Here is a 17,914-nt window from a genome sequence, read left to right as displayed (position 1 = left end):
ATCGGTTTTTGCATGAAGGTCGGGTTACAAAGAGCCTTCCAGCGGATAGATACCGATGGTTTCGTACATAGGCTGCCGGTACATATGGGTGCGGAACAAAACAATACGATCGACGGTCCACGATGCGGATTCCCCATTAGACCCTTCAATATCCGGGAGAGGGACTTCTGTATAGGGGGCTTCACCCGTATATTTTTTGGCAAGGGTAATATGCGGTCTATAAGGACGGTTTTCAGGCTGAAAGCCTAGAGGCTCCATGGCCTGCACGATGCGGGCTTGAAGCTGCCGTAACGGCTCCATTTGGCCGCTCAGTCCCTTCCACAGTATAGAAGGGGCATCCGGCTTACCGAACGTACCCAGCCCCCCAAATTGCAAGCGGAACGGACGTATCGGCTTAGTTAGAGAGGTGAGGGAGCTCTTCACTTGTTCGGCCGTCTGCGGGTCGGTATCTCCCAGGAAGCACAGCGTAATATGCAGGTCTTCGGGATGAACCCATTTTCTAAATGAACGGCTCGCCCGAAGCTCGTCCATCTCTCTTTGCAGGAAGGAACGTTCAGCGGTATTGAACGGTATAGCTATAAACAATCTGTCTGTGCTCATGCCAATCCCCCTTTATTTCTTGTTCTTTGAAATTAAGATATCCGGCTCTTTGTGAAATATGTATCAATGATGTGAAGAATGAGCATAACTACTTGATGGATTAGGACAAACTTTGCTATCATACCTATATCAAATCAAAAGATGCTGATGCTAATAACAAGGTGAAGGTGTGAAACCATGACGAAACGAGCGTATAATTTTAACCCGGGTCCTGCGGCTCTTCCGTTGGAAGTATTACAGCAAGCTCAACAGGAATTTGTAGATTATAACGGAATTGGCATGTCCTTGATGGAAATTTCCCATCGCAGCAAAGAGTATGAAGCTATCAATGCGGAAACGCAAGCTTTATTGCTGGAGCTTCTGGGAATTGAATCCGGATATAAAGCATTGTTCATGGGCGGCGGCGCAAGCACCCAATTCGCCACTATTCCAATGAACTTCCTGAAGCCAGGTAAAGTGGGCAGCTACATCATCACCGGCAGCTTCTCCGAGAAGGCTTATGAAGAAGGCAAAGTGGTAGGAGAAGCCGTCATTGCGGCATCCAACAAGGAAGGCAAATGGAGAAGCCTGCCTAAGCAGGAGGACATCCATATTGATCCTAACTCGGCCTATGTCCACATGACGACGAATAACACGATCGAGGGCTCGCAGTTCTCCTACATACCTGAAACGGGAGACATTCCTTTGATCGGCGATATGACGAGTGGAATTTTGAGCCGTCCGATCGATGCAAGCAAATTTGCGATGATCTATGCGGGCGCACAAAAAAACCTCGGTCCATCCGGCGTAACCGTAGCGGTAATCCGCGACGACCTGCTGGCTGAGGAGCCGAAGCACATTCCTTTCATGCTTCGTTATACGACGCATGCCAAGAACAGCTCCCTGTACAATACTCCTCCGGTTCATTCCATCTACATGGTGAACCTGGTATTGAAATGGGTTAAGAACAACGGCGGCGTTGCTGCGATGGAGAAGAACAACATCGAGAAAAGCAAGCTCGTGTACGATGTTATTGACGCCAGCGGCGGCTTCTACAGCGGCAACATTGATCAGGACAGCCGTTCGATCATGAACATCACCTTCCGCCTCCCAAGCGAAGAGCTGGAGAAGAAATTCGTGAAGGAATCCGAGCAGCATAACTTCGTTGGCTTGGCCGGACACCGCAGCGTAGGCGGCATTCGTGCTTCGGCTTATAACGCAGTTCCTTACGAGGCTTGCAAAGCATTGGCTGAGTATATGATCGATTTCCAAAAACGCAATGGATAATAGAGGAAGCGGCAGTCCTTACTGCACAAGGGGGACTGTCTTTCTTTTTGCAATGGGGTATGGGCATAGAAAAAATGAGCACCGCTACATCATGTAAGGCGGCACTCATTTTTATCGAATAAAATCGGATTAGGCGAGAGACTCCTTCATGGCTGGTTCGGTCAGCTTGTAGCCGACATTCCGAATAGTGACAATGTATTCAGGATTTCGCGCGTTGTGCTCAATTTTATCCCGCAGATGGCTAATATGGACGTCCACAATCCGCGTATCGCCGAGAAAGTGATAATCCCATACGCCGTGAAGCAGCTGCTGGCGGCTCAGTACTTTGCCGCGGTGCTTGCATAAGAACAGAAGCAGGTCAAATTCCTTAGGCGTAAGCTCTATCGTTTGGCCGCGTAAGGTAACCTCCCGCTGGTCGGCTTGAATCTCGATTTGCCCCACCGTAAGGGGTGCATTCTCTACAGTGGACGGAAGGGTCTGCAGACGGCGCAAAATTGCCTGAATACGGGAAATCAATTCCTGGGGACTGAACGGCTTGGTCATATAATCGTCGGCGCCGTTATCAAGACCGGCAATTTTATCCGATAAGTCCTGCATCGCGGTCAGCATAATAATGGGAACCAGGTTGTTTTGTTCACGCAGCTTGCGGCAAACTTGAATACCATCCATTTTGGGCAGCATCAGGTCCAGTACGATCACATCGGGCCGAAAATGTTGAATGGCTTGGAATACAGCTTCGCCGTCATATACGCAGTGTACCTCGAAGCCTACCAGCTTCAGGTTAAATTCTATAAGCATCGAAATGGAAGGTTCGTCGTCAACAACAAGAATTTTCTTCTTCATCCTTCGAATCTCCTTTTGTAGGTTAGCGCTTGATAGTTCTATTATGGCAGGCTTCTATCAACCGCATATTAAGGATAGGTAAAGTGAATGTTAAATCTCACGGCTTATGTATAAAATAGTAAGGTAGAACAAACGAGGTGACGATTGAGCTATGGCATTTCATATTGTACTAGTGGAACCGGAAATTCCGGCCAATACGGGCAACATTTCAAGAACATGCGCAGCGACAGGAACGTGGCTGCATCTGGTAAGACCGCTTGGCTTCAACACGGATGATAGGACTCTAAAGCGTGCGGGGCTGGATTACTGGCATTCCGTAAAGCTCGAATATCATGATTCCTTTCAGGAAGTGAAGGATAAATATAAGGACGGGCGCTTCTTCTTTGCCACGACCAAGGCAAGCCGCGTTTACACAGATTTTACATTCCAGGACGGAGATTTCCTTGTCTTCGGTAAGGAAACGAAGGGGCTGGCACCCGAGATTTTGGCGGAGCACCCGGAACAGCTGATGCGCATGCCGATGTCGGATGCGGTCCGTTCTCTGAATTTATCCAATTCAGCGGCTATCATTTTATATGAAGCTTTACGTCAAAACGGGTTCCCAGGCCTTACTTAAATTACAAACAATTAAGGGGGATATGGCAGGAATTTTGACACAAGCCACGAATAGTATAAAGACAAGCTTTTGTACGTATCCGGGCTTGGTTATAAGGTTCTTTTTGTTGTGGAAAGTGAGGTGAATTAGTGATGAAACCGGCAGGTGTAGTTAGAAAAGTAGATCAGTTGGGCCGTATCGTACTTCCGAAGTCGCTGCGTAAACGCTATCAGATGAATGAAGGCGACCCTGTTGAAATATTAGTTAGCGGAGATCACATTATTTTGGAGAGATATCGTCCGCGCTGTGTGTTCTGCAGCTCGATGGAGCAGGTCAGTGAGTTTAAGGAGCGTCACATTTGCGCCGAATGTTTAGGCGAAATGAGCGTTCTGAAATAGAGGGCTGCAGGAGATAAAAAGCAGAAAGCATCACGTCCTTGAATTAAGGAGCGTGATGCTTTTTTTCATTCGTTATCGATAGTTCGAAACGGTAGGTTATCTCATCATGATCTCAAGAAAGGCCCTTAGGATTAAAGACCTTTCGTCTTGTCGTCATTATAAGCTGCAGTGCACATAGCTACGAGAAACATCAAGAAGACTAAGTTGACAATCCAAAATGTTGCTGACATCAGTCTGCACCCCCTGCCCCTTATTATAACCAATCACTGCCTAAAAAAATATTACCAAAATGTGAACATTTATTTAAAAAACAAGAAATGCGTCGGTAACGGACGTAGTTTTCCATCAGAAGGACGGTTGATGATCTGCCCCTCATAAATAAGACTCGAGGAGCCGCCGCCATCCAGATTATACGCATCCTTCACGCCTAACTGGATGAGCTTGTCCTGCAGCTCTGCAAGCGTAGCTCCCGAATTGCCCCGCTCGTCGTACCCGTCCGTGACCAAAAACAGCAGCTGGTCATTCTTGAAGTTGCCGACCACGGTTCTCGGAGCCCGCGCAGGCGAGGTTTGCCATTGCGGCGGAATCGTTTGCTTCTTGCCGTTTTGGAGCAGCACAGGAACGAAGGTGGCGCCAAAGGCCGGCTTCAGCTTGTCCAAATCCTCCTGGCGCGAGAATTTGCCGCCGATCAGCTTGCGGTCCGTACTGAGCCCGATAAACGCAAGATCCTCAAACGTCGGCTCAAACCCATACACATATTTGCTGTTATATACGGTCGTGCTGAGAGGATATCGTTTCCCCGATTTATTATCATCGGCAAATCCGCCTGCATTGATACCGGCGACAGCACCGTAGCGGCGGGCGGCATCCAGGGTCGTCTCGCTTCCGCCCACGGCATCCTTGCCGAGCACCATCTTCATCGCTTTGTCGGATTTCATATTTACCTTCAAAGCATAGCCCTTATAGTTCTTGTCGCTGAAATTATAAAGCTTCAAATCAATATTGGTGCTGCTGGTTTGTCTCGCGACCTGGCCTCCAAGCTTGGTGGCCACCCGGGAGTCGAAAATAGCATTCGGCTTGGCGGATGCGGCCTCGGCCGTCGCTACCATAGCGGTCACTTCCGAAGCGCTCTTGTCATAGAGCTGAAAGAAGCGCTCGATGGTCGATTTGGTCTGGCTTGCATCCTCCTTGGCCTTATCCAGTTGCTTGCCCGATGCTTCCAATTGGGATTGTAACGAAAAATCGGTTTTGGCAAACCTCTGGAATTCGGGAAGCTGGACGGAAACCTGGGAACAAAGTAAAAAAATCATCATACCGAGAAAAGGCGCCAGTGCCAGCAGGAGGGTTCGATTTATAAGTTGAATGGGATTATGCATTTCATGAAGTCTCCTTATTGCAGTACATCCAGGTTTTTCTTCAACTCATCCAGCTTTTTCTTCACTTCATTAAGCTGCGTATACAGCTGGTTGCTGTTATCCGTCTTGTTATTGGCGCTATCCTTGGTGAAGGCGAGCAGCTCGTTCAAGGAATCGATCTTTCCCTGCATCTTCGTAAGGTCGCCGCTGACGCTTTCCTTCAGCTCCGCAATTTGCTTCTGGTAGTCTTCCTGGACCGCCTTCAGCTGCGCCTCAGTCTGTACCGCAATCTCCGCGGCGATCTGCTGCCGCAAATGATCGGTATACAGCTTGGCGCCGAGCGCTCCTAACGCAATCAATAGCGTCCATCCCATAAATAAAAAAACATAGGTTTTCTTCCTGCCTTTAGCCGGCTTGCTTTTTCGCACCACCAGCTGCTCGGAAGCAGGCTCCAGGGGCATATTCATGGTTGATTCACCTTCCTGTACTCGTTCGGTGAGAGGCCAACCGTCTTTTTAAACACCTTACTGAAATATTTCTCATCGTCGTAGCCTACCATCTCGGCGACCTGGGCAATCCGTAAATGGGGATTTAACAGGAGAAGCTTCGCCTTCTCAACACGAATGTCACTAAGATAATCGGATAAATTGACTTTAAACTCTTGTTTGAATTTACGGGAAATATATTCACGGCTTAAATAGAAATGATTGGCAATCTCTTGTAGCGTAATATCCTGATGATAATGGTTTTGAATATACTTTGCAATCTCGTAAATGACGTTCTGATCCCGGTGCTGATGATCGAGCAAATGCTTGGACAGCTCGGTCAAGCTTTCAGTCAGATGCTTCCTCCACACCGGGATGGACAGGGAGCCCGCTTCGTCCGAAGGAATCGTAAACGGAGCGGAGTTCAGCCAAGTTTGCAGCTCGGGCGGCTTCTCTCCGAACCATTCGGCAAGCCACCGGCTGCGCATGACATTGTATTCGTTCCACCACAGCTCCAGCTGCTCCAAGGTGATGACTTCGAGCTTGTTTACGGCGGCTATCCAATCATCGACCGCCTTGCCGATTTGTTCGGCGCTGCCGCTTTGGACGGCCAGACGAAGCTGCTCGGCAAAGTCGCTGAAGGAAAGCATAGGCTGCAAGGCAGGGAGCGGGTCCGGCAGCAGATAGACCCGTTTGTCCTTGGTAAGCAGATTGCGTCGGCGCAATGCGGTTCTTGCATCCTTATAGGCGGCAGGCAGGCCTGCCGGGAACGGATGGACACGGCTTACGCCGATGTCGAGGCTGCTTCGCAGCGCTGCCGCCATCCCCCGTTGAATGGCGGTGAGAAGGTTATTCCAGGAATCATCCGGGCCGAACAGGAGAATGATGATTTCACCTTCACTGTTCCAGTAGCGATAGGCGACGCCGCGGCGGCCCTCACGAAGGATCTCATTACCTATATTCGTAATGGAGAAGAATAATAGGTCCGAATTGGCGTCGAACTTCTTTTTCAACACCGCGTTCATCGTATCCAGCGTCATGATCGCTAACCGGCATTCCTTCACGCTGCGGCTCAAGCCGAATTCCCGGTCTAAAGCCGAGGCATAGGCTTCATACGTAGAGGGCTCCGCTATCAGGTTGGAGAGCAGCTTCTCCCAATAGACAGGACGGATTTGGTTCATTTCGATGTTGCTTAACCTCTGCCGGTGACGCTCCTCCTCCTCTCGGACCCAGCACTCCAATGCTTTGCTGACGGCGGCATGAAGCTGCTCCGCGTCAATCGGCTTCAATATGTAATCAACCCCGCCATGCTTGACGGTATGACGCACCAACTGAAAATCATCGTGACCGCTGATGACGATCGTTTTGCCGGAGGCATAATGAGCAGCGAGCCATTCCAGCAGCTCCAGACCGCTCTTGACCGGCATCATCATGTCCGTAAAAATAAGCTGCGGCTGATGCTCCTGAATCAGCTTAATCGCTTCTCCGCCGTCCTGGGCCTCGAAGATCTCGTTGATGCCGAAATGCTTCCAGTCGACGAGCAGCTTGACGGCCTCGCGGACATGCTTTTCATCGTCTACTATGATGGCTTTCATGATGTGGTCCTCCTAAAAGTGCCAAGGCACATTAAACTGACTATCGTGTTACGGCAGCTAGCGGAATCGTAATGGTGACCTTTACTCCGGAAGGGTCGCAAGCCTCGATATTCATGGCAGCTCCGGGGAAATACAGCTGCAGCCGCGAGCTCACATTGAGGAGTCCGATGCTTTCCGACGGCTCGGCTGACGCCTTCAAATGCTTGCTTAACTGCCTTTGCAGCTTGGCTAGCTTCTCTGCCTCCATCCCACTTCCGTTATCCTCCACAATAAGCTGAAGCTGCTCCTTCTCCAGAAGCTTTCCTGCTATTCGCAGGCTGTTCGACTTCTCACGGGGGTCGAAGCCATGCTTGAAATAGTTTTCGACCAGCGGCTGAAGGATCATTTTGGGCACCTCAATGTCCAGCGTATCGTCTTCTACCTCGAAGGAAACGGACAGATCATTTTCAAATCGCTGCATTTGCAGCTGCAAATACGATTTGACATGGTCCAGCTCTTGCTTGAGCGGAACGATCGTTTCATCCGTATTCATGCTGTAGCGCATCATTTTGGCCAGGGACGACAGAAGGGAGTAGATCTTCGGCGCCTGATGCTGCAGTGCCAGCGTCCCGATGGACTGCAGGCTGTTATATAAGAAATGCGGGTTGATTTGCGCCTGCAGCGCCTTCAGCTGGTTTGTTTTATTGGCCAGATCGAGCTTATATTCACTTAAGATCAGATTGTTGATCGTCTGCATCATGAGACGGAACCGCCGGGCAAGAATCCCGATCTCGTCGTTGCTGTTGACCTGAATATCGACCTGCATATTCCCGGTCTGGATTTTGTTGATATATCCGATCAAATTTTTGATCGGCGCCGTGAACCGGAACGAAATATACAGGGTTGCCGAAATGACGACGATCAGGAACAGGCTGAAAATCAGCGTATTGATTTTGGTCAGCTCGCGCGCATTTTTGTACAAGCTCTCGTATGGAATCCGCTTCACCAGCGTCCAGTTCATATAGGGAGTCGACATTCGCTCGTAAATATGGATGCCGGAGAACGACTTGCTCTTCCATTCGAAGCTTCCTTTGCTATCGGGCATGGCCAGCAGATGCTCCGCCCAATCCTCATGCAGCACATGGCCCACCGCAGCGGGATCGGTCCCATAGATAACCGTGCCGTCTTGATCCAGTATGTAGAGCTCATCCTGTCCCGGTGTCGTCAGCTGCTCGCTGATGGTTCTTATCACATCCAGGCTGAAATCGATTGACAAGATTCCCAGCTCCTGCTGGGTCAGCGCGTTTTGGATCGACCGGTGAAGTGTAATAACCGATGACGGAGGGACATAGAAGATGCTTCCCATCTTGTAGTCATGGATGAGATGGGTCGGCTCCAGCCGCAAATCGACGCCCTTCATGTCAGGAAGATATTTGGCTACCTGGCCTTCGTTGCGCAGCGGGTTCCCAAGCAGAATCGAGAACGAACGGTCGCTCTTGGCTATATATAAATACGTCTGCCGAATCTCCTTGACGGAATTATATAGAGTTTGCAGCCCCCTGGATATTTCGCTGATGCTTAAGTAATCCGAGTCCCCGTTCTCGATAATTTTGTACAGCGTCGTATCGTTGTACACCGATAAGGAATTCTGCTCTAATACCTTGAGGTAGTTCATGATATTCGTTTTCCCTTGGTAGATGAGGTTCGAGCTGCTGGCAATGGCCTCGGCTGAAATCGTCTGCTTCGTGAAAAAATACGTAATGACCATCGAAGTGGAGATCGGGATGATCGTAGCGGCGAGCAAAAAAATAATCAGCCTGTTGCGAATGCTGTTACGAATCATAGACGTCCCCCTTCATGATCTTTTCCAAATGCAAGTTTATTGTAACAAGCGACATCAATAAATTCCACCTGATGGGTCACCATATTCGGTGTTTTTCAACCGCTTCCGTTTTTATACTAGGGATATACTTATCAAAAGGGGGAAAGATGCTATGAAAGCTAAGCATCGCTTGTCGGATTGGATGCTTCAGACAGTTTTCGTCGGTCCGGCGCTCGTCTTTTTCTCCATTATCGTGATCGTTCCGTTTCTGATGAGCATTTACTATTCTTTTACCGAATGGAACGGAGTCACCTCGACGATCAAATGGATAGGACTCGATAACTTCAAAAAAATTATCGTAGACGATAAAGATTTTCACTCGTCCTTCTGGTTTACAGCCAAATTCACCATCACGAATGTACTGCTTGCCAATGGTGTCGGCTTTATCCTGGCGCTACTGCTGACACAGGCTTTGAAAACCCGTAATATTTTGCGTACGGTGTTTTTCATGCCTAACGTCATCGGCGGCCTGCTGCTCGGCTTTATCTGGCAGTTCATCTTTGTCAAAGGGTTTACCACGATCGGGGAAGCAACGAACATCGGCTTCTTCCAGCTGCCCTGGCTCGGAGATGCACCGACAGCCTTTTGGGGTCTCGTAATTGTAAGCGTATGGCAAACCGCAGGATATTTGATGGTCATCTATATCGCCGCGCTGGCGAATGTGCCTAGAGATATCGTGGAAGCGGCATATATTGATGGCGCAAGCCGCTGGCAAACGCTTCGTCAGATTACGATTCCGCTGATTATGCCTGCCGTGACGGTCTGCTTGTTCCTGACCATCTCTTGGGCGTTCAAAATGTACGATCTTAACGTATCGCTGACCAAAGGCGGACCGTTCAACTCGACGCAATCCGTGGCGCTGAACATTTACGACGAGGCGTTCCGCAATAACCGGTATGGTCTTGGTACGGCCAAAGCGTTTATATTCTTTATCGTAGTAGCCCTTATTACAATGGTTCAGGTTTGGATGACGAAGAAGAAGGAGGTTGAAGTGTAATGGAAGCGAAACACACTTACAATCTTCGCTTGCTCACATTGGAAATCGTCGGGATTATACTTGGACTCCTGTTTCTGGTCCCGTTTTATTTTGTTATCGTTAACTCCATGAAAAGCTTCGGCGAGCTGCTTATCAACTCGGCCAGTCTGCCGCAATCGCTGAACTTCAGCAATTACGTCAAAGTATGGGGCATCATGAAATTCCCGAAAGCGTTCTGGAATTCGCTCCTCATTACCGTATTCAGCAATCTGGGGCTGATCGTCATCAGCTCGATGGCCGCCTACCGCCTTGTCCGGGTGCCGTCCCGCTTCAATAATCTGGTGTTTCTTGCCTTCGTTGCGGCAATGGTCATTCCGTTCCAGTCGATCATGATTCCTCTGGTCCGCGTTGCCAGCGAAGTCGGTCTTATGGACAGCATTCCCGGGCTTGTCATTTGTTATTTCGGTTTCGGCGTATCGCTTAATGTGTTCTTGTACCATGGCTTCATGAAGTCAATCCCTCTGGAGATAGAGGAATCCGCTACGGTGGACGGCTGCTCTCCAATGGGCGTATTCTGGAAAATTGTATTCCCGCTGCTGAAGCCGATGACGGTAACCGTCGTTCTTCTGAACAGCTTATGGATCTGGAACGACTTCCTGCTTCCGATGCTGATCTTGAACAGTCCGGATCTGCGGACGATTCCGCTGACTACCTATTCTTTCTTCGGTCAATATACGAAGCAGTGGGATTTGGCTCTCGCGGCGCTGGTGCTCGGTGTCATTCCAATCGTACTCTTCTTCCTGGCCATGCAGCGTCATATTATCGAGGGCATTACAGCCGGTTCGGTAAAAGGGTAAACTAATCCTATTCCGGCATCACGGTCAATACGTTACACCTTTTCGTTCAATATAGTCCGTGTTCGCGGAAGGTGATCTTTTTTACAATAAAAGCGTAAACAAAACAAACCCGATTCATAGAGACACATGCTTTATAAATGAACAAACATAAGGGGAGGCTTCTCTAATGAAAAAGAAGATCGCAATATTAGGCTTAACTACGGTAATGCTCGGTTCCCTGCTGGCCGGCTGTGCCAAGAGCGACCCGGCTCCGGGAGCGGGAGGAACTACAGGCGGAGATGCCGGAGGCAAGAAAGTCACGCTCAAGATGTTCCAATTCAAGGTCGAAATTGCCGAGCCTTTGGCTAAGCTGGCCGCTGAATACGAGAAAGCTAACCCAGGGGTAAAGATTCAAATCGATACCGTTGGCGGCGGCTCCGACTATGGCGCGGCACTGATGGCGAAGTTCAACTCGGGTGACAAGCCGGATATTTTCAATAATGGCGGCTTCACCGATCTGGACAAATGGATCGAGCATCTGGAGGACTTGTCCGATCAGCCTTGGGTGAAGGATATGGTTCCTGTAGCCAAGGAGCCAATGACCAAGAACGGCAAGCTGTATGGCCAGCCGCTGAACCTGGAGGGTTACGGCTTCTTGTATAACAAAGATTTGTTCGCTCAAGCGGGTATTACCGAGCTGCCTAAGACGCTGTCCCAGCTCGAGGATGCCGCCAAGAAGCTTCAAGACAAAGGCATTCAGCCATTCGTCAACGGTTATGGAGAATGGTGGGTGCTGGGCAACCACTTCGTCAATATTCCGTTCGCTCAACAGCCTGATCCTAACGCATTTATCGACGGCTTGAACAAAGGGACAGCGAAAATCCAAGGCAACGCTGGCTTCGAGAATTGGATGAAGCTGTTCGACCTGCAGCTGAAATACGGCAACAAAAACCCGCTGCAAACCGACTATAAAACGCAAGTCACCGAGTTTGCTACAGGTAAAGCGGCTATGACGCAGCAAGGCAACTGGACACAGCTTCAAATTACGCAAACGAACCCTAACATTAAAGTTGGCTTCCTGCCGATGCCGATCAGCGACGATGCCGCAGCTAATGATAAGCTTCCGGTCGGCGTGCCTAACAACTGGGTTATTAACAAAAACTCTCCTAACAAAGAAGAAGCCAAGAAGTTCCTGAACTGGATGGTTACTTCCGATATCGGCAAAAAGTATATTACAGAAGAATTCAAGTTCATCCCGGCCTTCACGAACATTCCGGCAGATGAGAAAATCTTGGGTCCTTTGGCCGCCGACATTATCAAATACAGCAAAGAAAACAAAACGCTCAGCTGGAACTGGTTCAAGTTCCCAGGCGGAGAAGCCAGCAGCCAGAAATTCGCCGCTGCCATGCAAGCCTACGTTGCGAAGCAAAAGACGAAGGATCAAATGCTGGACGAATTCCAAAAAACATGGGATAGCCTGAAAAAATAAATAATGCTGCAACAAAGACCTCGGCGCAAGCCGGGGTCTTATTATTTTAGATACGATGAAGATAGTCCGATCAGCTGCTGGTCCGCAATATTAGAACATGCCATTCTCATTGGGAGATTCCTCCGGTATGGGCTGGCCCACATCCCAAAATTCGACGATGAGGCCGTCATGGAAGCGGAAGATATGAACCACAGCTCCTCCAAGGTCCTCTTGCTTTTGCTTTACATGGGAGTGAACCGCAACGATACCGTCCTCTTCGATGGCAAGCTTGACCTCAAGGATTTTGTAGGGGTTCTTGGCGGCGTTCTCTTCCATTGCGAGCATAAGAGAATCCGCATCTCCGCGGAAAAAGGGATTATGGTGGCGGAAACCCGGACCAACGTACCTCCGGTATGCTTCACGCACTTCACCTGACGCCACCAATTGTAAAAACAACACCGCTTTTTCCTTGAGAGAAGTTTTCATTACAAATCATCCTTTCTTCTAAGGGTTGTCTGTCTGGTACCTATTATATCCAATTAGTAGTTTTGCCACCGTTCTATGCTTTACCTCTGTTCCTAAGCAATTGCTTCAACATGTCCTGTGCATGTCCTGCGAGATCAATAAGCACTCCCCCCCATGTGTACACCATCTTCTATGAAATGGATGTTCCTTTTTTAAGCATTTGTTCGAGTTGGGCGTTCTGGCGGGTTTTTCGACTGGATCCCAGGGAACTATTTTACAGCAAAGCGAGCAATAGGAAGCAATGGGGACGAAATAGCTATCAAGGGATGATTAGCCAGCAAAACCAATGCTAAATCCGCTTACAGGTGCTTACGAGGGGATTTGGCGCGAATCTGTCCGTTTAACAGAAGCGGGGTTCGCTGTTACAATGAGTATGAATTAGCGGCCAGATGGTGACGGAGGATGGACATGATAACAAGGCTTATTTCGGGTGGCAGACAGTGGTATGTGGCAAAAAAACGGTATTTACCTGAGGATAAGCGGTTATCCAGGGATGCGAAGGTATCCTTATTTATTCACTTTTGCTTTCAATTCGGCGCGTCCATGTCAGGAATATTTTTGACGCTGTATTTGTGGAGGCTGACCGAGAGCCTGTGGATTAACGGGATGTACTACATCGTGAACTACGGCATAGCGCCGCTGGCATTTGCCATGGGGGGCTTCATCATCAAGCGGAAGGACCGTATGGTATCCTACCGCATCGGCATCGGATTGATAGCGCTTTTTTATTTGATTGTCGTATTTGCGCAGGAGAAGGTCGTAGATTATTATGTCTTGTTTGCGATTTTTGGAGGCGCGGCCGGCTCGTTCTACTGGGCAGGCTATTTGACCCTTATGTACGACGTATCCACAGAGCAAAACCGGATCCGGTATCTGGCTATCAATATGATCGTATTTACATTGGCCGGCTTGATTGGTCCTGCCCTGGCAGGATACATTATCCGGCAAAATGACGGGCTTCAGGGGTACACGATCGTGTTCTCCATCGCCTTCTTCATGTTCCTGATCGCTACGCTGGGAAGCTTGAAAATCAAGACGAAGGTTTCCCATCATAAAGCATATTATTTGAAATTCGTCGGTCTGCTGATGAACAAGAACAAGCGATGGTTCAAATCCCTCATCGGCTTCTGGGTGATGGGCTTGTTCCAGGGGATCATGCTGTTCTTGCCCAATATCCTGCTGTTTCAAATTGTCGGCAGGGAGGATCTGGTGGGCTATCTGGGTGTCGTCTATGCGACGCTGAGCATCGGCATGGGTCTGGTTCTTTCCCGTTACGGCCGGGAAGACCGAGCCCGCAAGTTTCTGGTCATCTCTACGGTGGGCTTTGTCCTGGGCACCTTGTTTATTTTATGGAAGCTGACGCTCACAACTGTCATTTTATTTATGGTGCTGTACTCGATCTGTTCTCCGCTTCAGGGGAATACGATCACCTCGTTCTACTTCCGCCTGATCGGGGCGCTGCCTTTGAAGGGGCAGCTGAGGGTGGAGTCGGTCGTTATGCGTGAGACGTTCCTCAATTTCGGGCGTGTCGTTTCCATTCTTGGCCTGATCCTTATTACCCGTTACAGCGGGAATGAGCTGCTGCCTTGGGTGCTGTTTTTCGCCGCATTGACGCAAATAGGGATGGTCTGGCTGCTGGAGCGGGTGCCGGAGGATGAGCCGGTGAAAAATGTAAAAAAGAAGAGCTTGCCTTAAGGGGGAGCTGGTCATGTTGGGAATCCTGTAGAGATTAGAATTTTTGCCAATATACGCCGATGGGGTATGCCCCTCCAGCCGCTGTTGAAACCCGTGAATTTGATTATATTAAGCGGTATATTCACGGATTTCAAAGGCGGACGTAAACTCCTCCGAGGCATACCCCACCTCCATATGCAGCAAAAGTTCACGTTAAAACAGGGCTTCGAAACAACCTGAGCTTCCCTTAAGGGCGAAGCTCTTCTTTTTTTGGGGTAAAAATAATAGTTAAGATATTTGCACCCATTCTTCGCCGTCGGCGCCATCGAAGCGGTACCAGATTTCCCCTGTGCCGGATATCCATTTTCCGCTGGATGTAACCTTTTGCGGAGCATAGTAGCCTGCCGGATGCTTTACTTCATCCTTGATGGGGAAACGGTATGTAATCGTTTGATCCGTAAGCTCGATCAAGTCGGTGACGGTCTGTACGTCATGCGGCTTTTCCAGCGGCGCTCGAGCCGTCCTGAGCCACACACGGCCTGTACCGGTTTCGATGCAGGACCATTCACCCGAATTAGCGGTGATGTCATAGGTACCCGGAGGCAGCCATCCGATTTCCGCTGCTTTGTCATAGGGCTCGGTAAATAGTCTGGTTTCCGTAAGAAGGGTTGCTTTCAACGGAATATCTCGCTTCCACAGAAGCCAGCGGTCACCTTGAGGGAGAGAAATGTTCAACCATACCGACTGGTCCAAGGGGCGGTTTCCGGGTCCCCAGAGTCCCTTGACATGAACGGTGCCGGCTGGCAGCGTCTCCTGCTGTTCCTTCAGCTGTGTCGGATAGGGAAAGACTGCGGCCGGCTCAGCAAGCACCGCATCGAACGAGACGGAAGCGGCCTTGACGTTTTCCGGAATGAACGGCTCTGCAATCCATTTGCTTCCGTAGCTCGTCTCTATCCGGTACCACGTATGCTGGCTTAATCCTACGCTTGTGACGTTATGCGCCTTGTAGTTGAAGGTAGTAAACCTTCCAAGGACCCTCACCTTCTGTGGAGGAAGCATCTGTTCTGTCGGTTCAAAGCTCTGCTGCAAGTCGTAGAGTCTCGTGTCTTGTACCAAAGTAATATCCCTATCTAACGTTTCGTAGCTTCCGGTAGCGACTTTATCCGAAGCCGGAATCCATTTGTCCCCGAGCCAGGTTTCGACCAAAAACCATTCAATATCACCCTCGTCCGTCTTGGGAAGGGTCTCCTTGACGTTGACCTGCTGAGGACCGGAAACGATACCGGCCGGCTCCCCAGACAAGCTGTTATTGTACATCGGGGAATCCTTCAGGATGACAAGTCTGGATACTGGCAGATTAGCATGGGCCTGCATGGCAAATGACAAGGATATCAGGAACATTCCTAACCCAATGATCCGTCCTTTTCGCTTTACGCTCATCTTAGCTCCCATCCTTTCATAACGATAATGACGCAAGGATGCCGGGTAGAGTTGCTGGTCTACTTTGAAAAAATTGTAAAAGACGCCATCCTTGATTTTCGCGTATGGCCCTTTTTGGGCTTGGACAACCTATTGGAAAAACGCGGGAAGGGATGATTGTGAAAGGTGAATAAGGAAGAAGCGTATGATTGCATCATCATCGGGGGAGGCATAGCCGGACTTCAAGGAGCGATTCAGCTCGGCCGATATAAGCACAAAACCCTGGTAGTCGATAAAGGTGTGGGAAGATCGACGCTGTGCCAATGCTACCATAATGTGCTGGGATGGCCGGATGGCGTATCGGGACCTGAGCTTCGGAGGCTTGGAAGGCTGCACGCGGAGCGGCTTGGCGTTCAATTCATGAAGGATGAGGTCATCGGACTTCAAAAGGAGGAGGACAGCTTCAAGGCTCAACTCAAGGAAGGACGACAGGAGCTGAAGGCGTCGACGCTGTTGCTTGCAACGGGGCTTATGGACCGATTTCCGCGGCTGCCCGGCCTGGAGGGCTGCCTTGGCTTGACGGTCTACGTCTGTCCGGATTGCGACGGATATGAGGTCAGCGGCAAAAAGACGATTGTGCTCGGAGCGGGCAATACGGGAGCTTCCATGGCCATAACGCTGTCTTACTGGACGCAAGAGCTAATCTATATCAATCATGAGCCGGGAAGCTCTGAGATTTCCTCCGAATGGCAGGAGCAATTAAAGGATAAACGCATTTCGCTGATCGAGACACCAATAGCAGAGGTGCTGGTGACGCAGACAGGAGACTTCGGCGGTGTTCGGTTGACAGATGGACGGAGTGTCGAGGGAGAACGCGGCTTTATTGCTTTCGGGGGCAATGAGGTGATGTCCGGGCTGGCGGAGCAGCTGGGAGTGGAGCGGCTTGAGAATCGGCATATCGCCGCCGACCCCCGGTCAAAAATGACGAATGTGCCGGGGGTATGGGCAGCAGGAGATGTCGGCGTGCATTCGGAGCAGGTGACGATTGCCATGGGAGAAGGCTCTCAGGCGGCCATCTGGATACATAAAGAGCTGCTAAAGCGTAAGCAGACCCGAACGCCGGTGCTGCATTAATTCGGTGACAACCGGGCGATCCATTTCTCTATAGGCTCTTCTCCGTTGACGAAAATCCGCTTGAGCTTCAGCGGGTCCTGCTTGGAAGTGGTCATTCCTTGCTCGATAGTAAAGGCGTACCGGAATTCATGGTCCTTTAAAATCTTAAGCGTGGTCTGATTCCATTCGCCGTACGGATAGCAGTACACATCGGCGATCGTTCCCAGCTGCTCCTCGATTTGACGTCGGGCTTCCGTAATTTCATATTCCTGCTTGTCTTTCTTCAGCAGCGGCAGATGAGGATGAGTCATGCCATGAGGCTGAATATCCCATCCGGCTTCATGCATCTCCTTGATTTGATCCCAATTGAGAAAATAACCGTCCTCGACCATGCCGGGGGACATGAACAAGGTGGCGTGAAAGCCGAGCTTCTTGAGCAGCGGAAGCGCATGCTCGTAATTATCGGCATAGCCGTCGTCGAAGGTGAGCAATACCGGTTTCTCAGGAGCGCTTTCCACGCCCTCCATAATGTCGGTAAACTGCCGGAGCGACAAAGGGGTAAAGCCGTTTTCGGATAAGTACATCATTTGGGCTTCGAATTTTTCTGGGGTTATGGTCGCTCTGTTGCCGGGGTCGACCGTGATGCTGTGGTAATTGAGCACGGGAATAGGCGGCGGGGGCTTGGGCGGCGAGGAGTCCCCCGCTTTGGCCGCGGCGGTCTTCTGCTGAAGGAAGGCAGCTTCATCGTCATAGGCAAAGACCGTCGGAGCAAGCGATCCCCACAGGACCAAGCTCATGGCGAGCAGCCACGATACCGCAAGAGTACTGCGGCGCATCGCTCTGCGGACAAGATGAAAACGCATACAATTCAGCTCTGTTGAACTCATAGACAGGCTCCTTTGCTT

At 50.0% G+C, this 17,914-nt stretch carries 17 protein-coding genes; 8 read left to right on the top strand and 9 right to left on the bottom strand.

The features are described from left to right. Positions 1–24 precede the first annotated feature (24 nt). A complete protein-coding gene (thpR, locus tag ABEA66_RS06500) occupies positions 25–600 on the bottom strand; it encodes an RNA 2',3'-cyclic phosphodiesterase (protein WP_079908195.1) in 576 nt (191 codons plus the stop codon). Positions 601–777: 177 nt separating this feature from the next. On the opposite strand from thpR, the gene serC reads away from it, so the two are divergent. Then, positions 778–1,866, top strand: coding sequence for a 3-phosphoserine/phosphohydroxythreonine transaminase (serC, locus tag ABEA66_RS06495; protein WP_345586957.1), 1,089 nt, complete (start codon positions 778–780; stop codon positions 1,864–1,866). Between the two features lie 129 nt (positions 1,867–1,995). Here serC and ABEA66_RS06490 read toward each other — a convergent pair whose 3' ends face one another. Beyond that, complete coding sequence (locus tag ABEA66_RS06490) at positions 1,996–2,709, bottom strand: response regulator transcription factor (protein ID WP_079908197.1); 714 nt, start codon at positions 2,707–2,709, stop codon at positions 1,996–1,998. 151 nt (positions 2,710–2,860) lie between these two features. On the opposite strand from ABEA66_RS06490, the gene trmL reads away from it, so the two are divergent. Both trmL and ABEA66_RS06480 read left to right on the top strand, forming a co-directional pair. Further along, positions 2,861–3,325 (top strand): tRNA (uridine(34)/cytosine(34)/5-carboxymethylaminomethyluridine(34)-2'-O)-methyltransferase TrmL, encoded by a 465-nt coding sequence (gene trmL / locus ABEA66_RS06485; protein WP_079908198.1) that lies wholly within the window; start codon positions 2,861–2,863, stop codon positions 3,323–3,325. 131 nt (positions 3,326–3,456) lie between these two features. Beyond that, the gene (locus ABEA66_RS06480; protein ID WP_028551173.1) at positions 3,457–3,702 is read left to right on the top strand and encodes an AbrB/MazE/SpoVT family DNA-binding domain-containing protein; all 246 of its coding nucleotides are present in this window, start codon (positions 3,457–3,459) and stop codon (positions 3,700–3,702) included. A gap of 299 nt (positions 3,703–4,001) precedes the next feature. Here ABEA66_RS06480 and ABEA66_RS06475 read toward each other — a convergent pair whose 3' ends face one another. From ABEA66_RS06475 to ABEA66_RS06460, 4 genes are read right to left on the bottom strand one after another with little or no spacing between them, the layout of a single operon-like run. Then, on the bottom strand, positions 4,002–5,078 hold the full coding sequence (locus ABEA66_RS06475; RefSeq protein WP_345586956.1) for a phosphodiester glycosidase family protein: 1,077 nt from the start codon (positions 5,076–5,078) through the stop codon (positions 4,002–4,004). A 14-nt stretch (positions 5,079–5,092) separates the two neighbouring features. Next, positions 5,093–5,524: a hypothetical protein gene (locus ABEA66_RS06470; RefSeq protein WP_079908200.1), complete on the bottom strand. Its 432-nt coding sequence runs from the start codon at positions 5,522–5,524 to the stop codon at positions 5,093–5,095. Beyond that, positions 5,521–7,137, bottom strand: coding sequence for a response regulator (locus tag ABEA66_RS06465; RefSeq protein ID WP_345586955.1), 1,617 nt, complete (start codon positions 7,135–7,137; stop codon positions 5,521–5,523). Before ABEA66_RS06465 ends, ABEA66_RS06470 begins: the two co-directional genes overlap by 4 nt. Before the next feature lie 40 nt (positions 7,138–7,177). After that, entirely contained in the window at positions 7,178–8,959 is a 1,782-nt protein-coding gene (locus ABEA66_RS06460) for a cache domain-containing sensor histidine kinase (protein WP_345586954.1), read from the bottom strand. A gap of 151 nt (positions 8,960–9,110) precedes the next feature. Between ABEA66_RS06460 and ABEA66_RS06455 the strand changes: the two genes are divergently transcribed. The 3 genes from ABEA66_RS06455 (at position 9,111) to ABEA66_RS06445 (ending at position 12,299) form a co-directional block, all read left to right on the top strand. Continuing rightward, positions 9,111–9,995: a carbohydrate ABC transporter permease gene (locus tag ABEA66_RS06455; protein ID WP_345586953.1), complete on the top strand. Its 885-nt coding sequence runs from the start codon at positions 9,111–9,113 to the stop codon at positions 9,993–9,995. Continuing rightward, positions 9,995–10,831: a carbohydrate ABC transporter permease gene (locus tag ABEA66_RS06450; protein ID WP_192701232.1), complete on the top strand. Its 837-nt coding sequence runs from the start codon at positions 9,995–9,997 to the stop codon at positions 10,829–10,831. Before ABEA66_RS06455 ends, ABEA66_RS06450 begins: the two co-directional genes overlap by 1 nt. 166 nt (positions 10,832–10,997) lie before the next feature. Continuing rightward, positions 10,998–12,299: an ABC transporter substrate-binding protein gene (locus ABEA66_RS06445; RefSeq protein ID WP_079908205.1), complete on the top strand. Its 1,302-nt coding sequence runs from the start codon at positions 10,998–11,000 to the stop codon at positions 12,297–12,299. Between the two features lie 90 nt (positions 12,300–12,389). Here the strand turns inward: ABEA66_RS06445 and ABEA66_RS06440 are convergent, their stop codons facing one another. Then, positions 12,390–12,764, bottom strand: coding sequence for a nuclear transport factor 2 family protein (locus tag ABEA66_RS06440; protein ID WP_345586952.1), 375 nt, complete (start codon positions 12,762–12,764; stop codon positions 12,390–12,392). Positions 12,765–13,211: 447 nt separating this feature from the next. Here ABEA66_RS06440 and ABEA66_RS06435 point away from each other — a divergent pair, with 447 nt between their 5' ends. Beyond that, positions 13,212–14,498: an MFS transporter gene (locus ABEA66_RS06435; protein ID WP_345586951.1), complete on the top strand. Its 1,287-nt coding sequence runs from the start codon at positions 13,212–13,214 to the stop codon at positions 14,496–14,498. 267 nt (positions 14,499–14,765) lie between these two features. Here ABEA66_RS06435 and ABEA66_RS06430 read toward each other — a convergent pair whose 3' ends face one another. Continuing rightward, positions 14,766–15,917 (bottom strand): hypothetical protein, encoded by a 1,152-nt coding sequence (locus ABEA66_RS06430; protein ID WP_345586950.1) that lies wholly within the window; start codon positions 15,915–15,917, stop codon positions 14,766–14,768. 165 nt (positions 15,918–16,082) lie between these two features. Between ABEA66_RS06430 and ABEA66_RS06425 the strand changes: the two genes are divergently transcribed. After that, positions 16,083–17,030 carry an NAD(P)/FAD-dependent oxidoreductase gene (locus ABEA66_RS06425; RefSeq protein WP_345586949.1) on the top strand — a complete coding sequence of 316 codons (948 nt, stop codon included), beginning with the start codon at positions 16,083–16,085 and terminating at the stop codon, positions 17,028–17,030. Here ABEA66_RS06425 and ABEA66_RS06420 read toward each other — a convergent pair. Beyond that, positions 17,027–17,896, bottom strand: a complete 870-nt coding sequence (locus ABEA66_RS06420; protein WP_345586948.1) for a polysaccharide deacetylase family protein — start codon at positions 17,894–17,896, stop codon at positions 17,027–17,029. The two genes, ABEA66_RS06425 and ABEA66_RS06420, sit on opposite strands and share 4 nt — an antisense overlap. Positions 17,897–17,914: the final 18 nt, after the last annotated feature.

Origin of the sequence: Paenibacillus vulneris, from assembly GCF_039543185.1 — a bacterium.
Taxonomy (GTDB): domain Bacteria; phylum Bacillota; class Bacilli; order Paenibacillales; family NBRC-103111; genus Paenibacillus_S; species Paenibacillus_S vulneris.
This window is presented reverse-complemented; position numbering and strand designations above follow the sequence as displayed.

Excerpts from the sequence above, each read along its gene's own strand:
- thpR (WP_079908195.1), bottom strand. The coding sequence starts at position 600 with ATGAGCACAGACAGATTGTTTATAGCTATACCGTTCAATACCGCTGAA.
- serC (WP_345586957.1), top strand. The coding sequence starts at position 778 with ATGACGAAACGAGCGTATAATTTTAACCCGGGTCCTGCGGCTCTTCCG.
- ABEA66_RS06490 (WP_079908197.1), bottom strand. The coding sequence starts at position 2,709 with ATGAAGAAGAAAATTCTTGTTGTTGACGACGAACCTTCCATTTCGATG.
- trmL (WP_079908198.1), top strand. The coding sequence starts at position 2,861 with ATGGCATTTCATATTGTACTAGTGGAACCGGAAATTCCGGCCAATACG.
- ABEA66_RS06480 (WP_028551173.1), top strand. The coding sequence starts at position 3,457 with ATGAAACCGGCAGGTGTAGTTAGAAAAGTAGATCAGTTGGGCCGTATC.
- ABEA66_RS06475 (WP_345586956.1), bottom strand. The coding sequence starts at position 5,078 with ATGCATAATCCCATTCAACTTATAAATCGAACCCTCCTGCTGGCACTG.
- ABEA66_RS06470 (WP_079908200.1), bottom strand. The coding sequence starts at position 5,524 with ATGAATATGCCCCTGGAGCCTGCTTCCGAGCAGCTGGTGGTGCGAAAA.
- ABEA66_RS06465 (WP_345586955.1), bottom strand. The coding sequence starts at position 7,137 with ATGAAAGCCATCATAGTAGACGATGAAAAGCATGTCCGCGAGGCCGTC.
- ABEA66_RS06460 (WP_345586954.1), bottom strand. The coding sequence starts at position 8,959 with ATGATTCGTAACAGCATTCGCAACAGGCTGATTATTTTTTTGCTCGCC.
- ABEA66_RS06455 (WP_345586953.1), top strand. The coding sequence starts at position 9,111 with ATGAAAGCTAAGCATCGCTTGTCGGATTGGATGCTTCAGACAGTTTTC.
- ABEA66_RS06450 (WP_192701232.1), top strand. The coding sequence starts at position 9,995 with ATGGAAGCGAAACACACTTACAATCTTCGCTTGCTCACATTGGAAATC.
- ABEA66_RS06445 (WP_079908205.1), top strand. The coding sequence starts at position 10,998 with ATGAAAAAGAAGATCGCAATATTAGGCTTAACTACGGTAATGCTCGGT.
- ABEA66_RS06440 (WP_345586952.1), bottom strand. The coding sequence starts at position 12,764 with ATGAAAACTTCTCTCAAGGAAAAAGCGGTGTTGTTTTTACAATTGGTG.
- ABEA66_RS06435 (WP_345586951.1), top strand. The coding sequence starts at position 13,212 with ATGATAACAAGGCTTATTTCGGGTGGCAGACAGTGGTATGTGGCAAAA.
- ABEA66_RS06430 (WP_345586950.1), bottom strand. The coding sequence starts at position 15,917 with ATGAGCGTAAAGCGAAAAGGACGGATCATTGGGTTAGGAATGTTCCTG.
- ABEA66_RS06420 (WP_345586948.1), bottom strand. The coding sequence starts at position 17,896 with ATGAGTTCAACAGAGCTGAATTGTATGCGTTTTCATCTTGTCCGCAGA.